This is a genomic window from Modestobacter altitudinis, from assembly GCF_005930475.1.
GTDB classification, from domain to species: Bacteria; Actinomycetota; Actinomycetes; order Mycobacteriales; family Geodermatophilaceae; genus Modestobacter; species Modestobacter altitudinis.
Genome location: NZ_SJEW01000128.1, coordinates 1 through 5,062 on the forward strand (window position 1 = coordinate 1; position 5,062 = coordinate 5,062).

Annotated in this window: 4 protein-coding genes; 2 read left to right on the forward strand and 2 right to left on the reverse strand. The window is 74.7% G+C overall.

Annotated features, from left to right (window positions below; all coding sequences use genetic code 11):
• Positions 1-57: 57 nt before the first annotated feature.
• Positions 58-1,635 (reverse strand): sugar ABC transporter ATP-binding protein, encoded by a 1,578-nt coding sequence (locus FHL79_RS24570; RefSeq protein ID WP_138761173.1) that lies wholly within the window; start codon positions 1,633-1,635, stop codon positions 58-60.
• Between the two features lie 182 nt (positions 1,636-1,817).
• Positions 1,818-3,020 (reverse strand): ROK family protein, encoded by a 1,203-nt coding sequence (locus FHL79_RS24575; RefSeq protein WP_138761174.1) that lies wholly within the window; start codon positions 3,018-3,020, stop codon positions 1,818-1,820.
• A gap of 155 nt (positions 3,021-3,175) precedes the next feature.
• Here FHL79_RS24575 and pnuC point away from each other — a divergent pair, with 155 nt between their 5' ends.
• Positions 3,176-3,850, forward strand: coding sequence for a nicotinamide riboside transporter PnuC (pnuC, locus tag FHL79_RS24580; RefSeq protein ID WP_138761175.1), 675 nt, complete (start codon positions 3,176-3,178; stop codon positions 3,848-3,850).
• Positions 3,851-3,924: 74 nt separating this feature from the next.
• Positions 3,925-5,031 (forward strand): SDR family oxidoreductase, encoded by a 1,107-nt coding sequence (locus tag FHL79_RS24585; protein ID WP_138761176.1) that lies wholly within the window; start codon positions 3,925-3,927, stop codon positions 5,029-5,031.
• The last annotated feature ends 31 nt before the right edge of the window (positions 5,032-5,062 follow it).

Below are 5,062 nucleotides of genomic sequence, written 5' to 3' on the forward strand. Positions count from 1 at the left end.
CCCGGGGCGCGGTGGCCCCCGCGGTCGCCCCGCTCGGCGTCGTGGTCGTGGTGTCGCTCATGCTGCGTCTCCTTCTCCGGCGGCGCCGTGCGCCGCGCCCTGCATCACGAGGTCGAGCACCCGGTGCTCGTCGAGCTCATCGGCCCCGGCGGCGGCCACGACCGCGCCGTCGGCCACCACCAGCACCCGGTCGGCCAGCCCCAGCACCTCGGGGATCTCACTGGAGACGACGACCACGGCCACGCCGCGGTCGGCCAGCGCCCGGATGAGCGCGTAGATCTCCGACCGGGCGCCCACGTCCACGCCGCGGGTCGGTTCGTCCAGCAGCAGGACCTTGCAGTCGCGCAGCAGCCAGCGCGCCAGCACGACCTTCTGCTGGTTGCCCCCCGACAGCGTCCGGACCTCGCGCTCCACGTCGACGGGACGCAGGTCCAGCGACTCGGCCTGGTCCCGGGCGGCCTGCTTCTCCGCACCGCCGGACAGGAACCCGCCACGGGCGAACCGGGTCAGGGTGGACAGCGTGATGTTGCGGTAGATCGGCTCGCCGAGCAGCAGCCCCTGGCTCTTGCGCTCCTCGGGGGCCAGCCCGACCCCGGCGGAGACCGCGGCGGCCACGTCGCCGGCCCGCAGCCGCCGGCCGGCCACCCGCACCGTGCCGCTGGTGGCCTTGCGGGCGCCGTAGACGGTCTCCAGGATCTCCGACCGCCCGGACCCGACGAGCCCTGCCAGGCCGAGGACCTCCCCGGGCCGGACGGTGAACGACACCCCGGCGAACTCGCCGGCCAGCGCCAGGTCGGCGACCTCGAGCAGCGGCTCCGCCTGCGGGTCGACCGTCGCGCCGCGGGGCGGGAAGACGTACTCGATCGTCCGGCCGGTCATCAGCGTGATGACCTCCCGGGTCGGGGTGTCGCGGACGGGCAGCCCGGTGGCCACCGTCCGGCCGTCCTTGAGCACGGTGATCCGGTCGCCGACCTGCCGGATCTCCTCCAGCCGGTGGGAGATGTAGACCACCGCGACGCCGCTCGCGGTGAGGTCGCGGATGACCTGGAAGAGGTGGTCGACCTCCTCGCTGTCGAGGACGGCGGACGGCTCGTCCATGACGATCAGCCGGGCGTCCTGGGACAGCGCGCGGGCCATGCTGACCATCTGCTGCGACGCCGCGGACAGCGAGCCGACCTCGGCGGTGGGCCGGATCTCGGGGTGGCCGAGCCGGGTCAGCAGCTCGGCGGCGGCCCGGTTCGCCTGTGCCGGCCGGGTGATGCCGAGCCGGGAGCGCTCCCGGCCGAGGAAGACGTTGTCCGCGACCGTGAGGCCGGAGACCAGGTCGAGCTCCTGGTAGATGGTGGCGATGCCCCGGCTCATCGCGGCCTGCGGGTCGCCGAGGGTGACCGGGACGCCGTCCCAGCGGATCTGACCCTCGTCGGGCTGGTGGGCACCGGCCAGCACCTTGATCAGCGTGGACTTGCCCGCCCCGTTCTGACCCAGCAGGCAGTGCACCTCACCGGCGCGCACCTCGAGGTCGACGCCGTCGAGCGCCCGGACGCCCGGGAACTGCTTGACGATGCCGTGCATCTCCAGCAACGGCGCGGACGACGCCGTCGGCGGGTGCGCCCCGTCGGGGGTGCCGAGCGTCATGCCACCAGCTCCAGACTTTTGCTCAACACTGAACACAAGTACGTTGAAGGCGGACACTATGGCCGCGGTCACACGCGGGTCAAGGAGCAGCGCCTGCGTTACCGAACCGCAACCCGGCGGGCTCAGGGCAGCAGGCGGCGCCGCCCCGCCCAGGAGTAGGCGGGGCGGGCGGGCCGAGGCGGTCAGCGCGCGGGGCGGGACACCACGGCTGCTGGTGCCGGCAACCGCGCGGCCGAGCTGATCGAGTCCTCGTCGAGGTACCCCTCGATCGCCATCAGCGCGGCGCCGAGCCGACCGGACATCTCCGGCGCCTCGCTCACCGAGATCTCCAGCTTCCGGGCGGCCAGCGGGAGCGAGCGGCCGTAGACCGCCTCGCGGATGCCGGCCAGCAGCGGAGCGCCGGCCTGGGCGACGCCACCGGTCATCACGATCCGGTGCGGGTTGAAGAAGTTGACCAGGCTGGCCAGCACGGTGCCGATCGTGCGGCCGGCGTCGCGGACCAGCTCCAGCGTGGGCCCGTCACCCTGGGCGGCGAGCTGGACGAGCTCCCGCGTCGACGTGACCGGCAGCCCGGCCGCGCGCGCGTCGCGGAGCAGGGCGCCGCCGCCGGCGATGGCCTCCAGGCAGTTCTCGTTGCCGCACCGGCAGACCACCGACCGCCCCGGCGGGAGCGGGACGGAGATGTGCCCGATGTCCCCGGCACTGCCCTGCGCGCCGCGGTAGACCTGGCCGTCGACGATGATCCCGCAGCCGATGCCGGTGCCGACCTTGATCACCAGCACGTCCTCGACCGACCCGGCGACGCCCATCTCGCCCAGCGCCATGACGTTGACGTCGTTGTCGGCGAAGACCGGGCAGTCGTACCGCGCGAACGCGCTGGGGATCGGGTGGTCGTGCCAGCCCGGCATGATCGGCGGGTGCACGGGCCGGCCGGTCGAGACCTCGACCGGGCCCGGCACGCCGACCCCGATGGCGCACACGTCGCCGGGGGTGAGCCCGGCCTCGGCCAGCACCAGCTGGGCCAGCCGGTCGACCTCGGCGAGCACCGGCCCGGGCCCCTCGGCGATGTCGATCGGGTGGCCCACGGTGGCGAGCACCTCTGCGGACAGGTCGGTGACCGCGACGTCGACGCTGGTGACCCCGAGGTCGACGGCGAGCACGCACCCGGCCCGGCTGTTGAACCGCAGCAGCGTGGGCGGCCGCCCGCCGGTGCTCCAGCCCCGCCCGCCCTCCTCCAGCAGGTTGGCCGCGATCAGCTGGTCGACCCGCGAGCTGACGGTGTTCCGCGAGGCGCCGGTGAGCGCGACCAGCTCCGCCCGGCTGCGCGCCCGGCCGGTGCGCACGTGGTGCAGCAGTGCGCTGGCGGACGCGGAGGGGTGGACCACGAGGCCATGGTGGCACGCGGAACGGTGACGGGGTGTCCACGCGGCGCTCCGCCGGGGAACGACCGGCGAGCACGCCGCGCGTTCCCCGGGGGGAAGAACTCCGGCCGTGGCAGTGCTTGCGCCTGTCGTGCACGCGGACCTGCGGAGGAACTGAGATGGGCTGGCTGCTCGATGCATCCGTGCACGTGCTGGGTGCCGACATCCTGTGGCGGGAGATCATCGGCAACGTGATCGGCCTGGCCAGCGCCGTGCTCGGGATGGGCCGGCGGACCGCCGCCTGGCCGGTCGGGATGGTCGCCAACGTGCTGCTGTTCACCGTCTTCCTGGGCGGGGTCTTCGCCACCCCGCAGGACACCGACCTGTACGGGCAGGCCGGCCGCCAGGTGCTGTTCTTCGCGGTGAGCGCCTACGGCTGGTGGCGCTGGCAGCAGAACCGGCGGACCGGCTCGGGCGCCGCGGCCGTCGTCCCCCGGTGGGCCACCGGCCGGGAGCGGCTGGGCCTGCTGCTGGCCGGGGCAGCCGGGCTGCTCGTCGCCTGGTGGGCGCTGACCCGGTTGGGCAGCTACGGGCCGCTGGCCGACGCGTGGATCTTCGTCGGCAGCGTGCTGGCGACCTACGGCATGGCCCGGGGGTACCTGGAGTTCTGGCTGGTCTGGGTCGCGGTCGACGCCGTGGGCGTGCCGCTGCTGCTGCGGGCCGGCTACTACCCCTCGGCGCTGCTCTACGTCGTCTACGGCGCCTTCTGCCTCTGGGGCTTCGTCACCTGGCTGCGGCTGCGCCGGTCGGCCGTGTCGGGGGTCGGCGACCCCGCCCTGGAGTCGATCGGCTGACCGGAACAGCCGGGGGTCCCCCGGTGCTGCCCCGGGGGACCATCCCGCGACCGACCGCCCTCGGAGGCCCCGCCGTGCCCAGCGCACCGCACCAGCCCGCGACCCCGCCGCCCTCCCCCGACGCCTCGGCGCTCGTCGTCGGCGCCAGCGGCATCACCGGGACCGCGCTCGTCGACCGGCTGACCGCCGGGGGCTGGGAGGTCTCCGGCCTGTCCCGCCGCCGCGTCCCCGGGTCGCCGGCCCGGCACGTCGCCGCGGACCTGCGCTCGGTGGCGTCGCTGGCCGACGCGCTGCGCGAGGTGCGCCCCACCCACGTCTTCTTCTGCGCGTGGTCGCGGCAGCAGACCGAGGCGGAGAACATCGTGGTGAACCGGGCGATGGTCGCCGACCTGCTGGCCGCCCTGGCGCCGGGCCGGAGCGTCCGGCACGTCGCGCTGGTCACCGGCCTCAAGCACTACCTCGGCCCCTTCGAGGCGTACGGGCAGGGCGACCTCCCGGACACCCCGTTCCTCGAGGACGCGCAGCGCCTGCCGGTGCCCAACTTCTACTACGACCAGGAGGACGCGCTGTGGTCGGCCGCCGCCGAGCAGGGCGCCACCTGGAGCGTGCACCGGTCGCACACGGTCATCGGCCATGCTGTCGGCAACGCGATGAACATGGGGCTGACGCTGGCCGTGCAGGCCGCGATCTGCCGGGCCACCGGTCGCCCGTTCGTCTTCCCCGGCTCGCGGACGCAGTGGGACGGCCTGGTGGACATGACCGACGCCGGGCTGCTCGCCGACCACATGGTCTGGGCCGCCACCAGCCCGGCCGCCGCCGACCAGGCGTTCAACGTGGTCAACGGCGACGTCTTCCGCTGGCGCCGGATGTGGCCGCGGCTCGCCGCCGCCCTCGAGGTGGAGCCCGAGGGCTTCTCCGACGCCCCGCGCCCGCTCGAGCAGCAGATGGCCGGCAGCGAGCCGGTGTGGGCCCGACTCGTCGCCGAGCACGGCCTGGTCGAGCCGGACCTGTCGCGGGTCGCCTCGTGGTGGCACACCGACTCCGACCTCGGCCGCGACATCGAGGTGCTGGCCGACATGTCCCGCAGCCGACTGGCCGGGTTCACCGGCTACGTGCGCACCGAGGACGCCTTCCTCCGGCTGTTCGACCGCTACCGGGCGGACCACGTCATCCCCGGCTGACCGGCCCCGGCGGGCGGCGGGCGGCGGGCGG

What these genes read in the sequence shown, in the direction of transcription:
- FHL79_RS24570 (WP_138761173.1), bottom strand. Translation starts at nt 1,635, where the DNA reads ATGACGCTCGGCACCCCCGACGGGGCGCACCCGCCGACGGCGTCGTCC.
- pnuC (WP_138761175.1), top strand. Translation starts at nt 3,176, where the DNA reads ATGGGCTGGCTGCTCGATGCATCCGTGCACGTGCTGGGTGCCGACATC.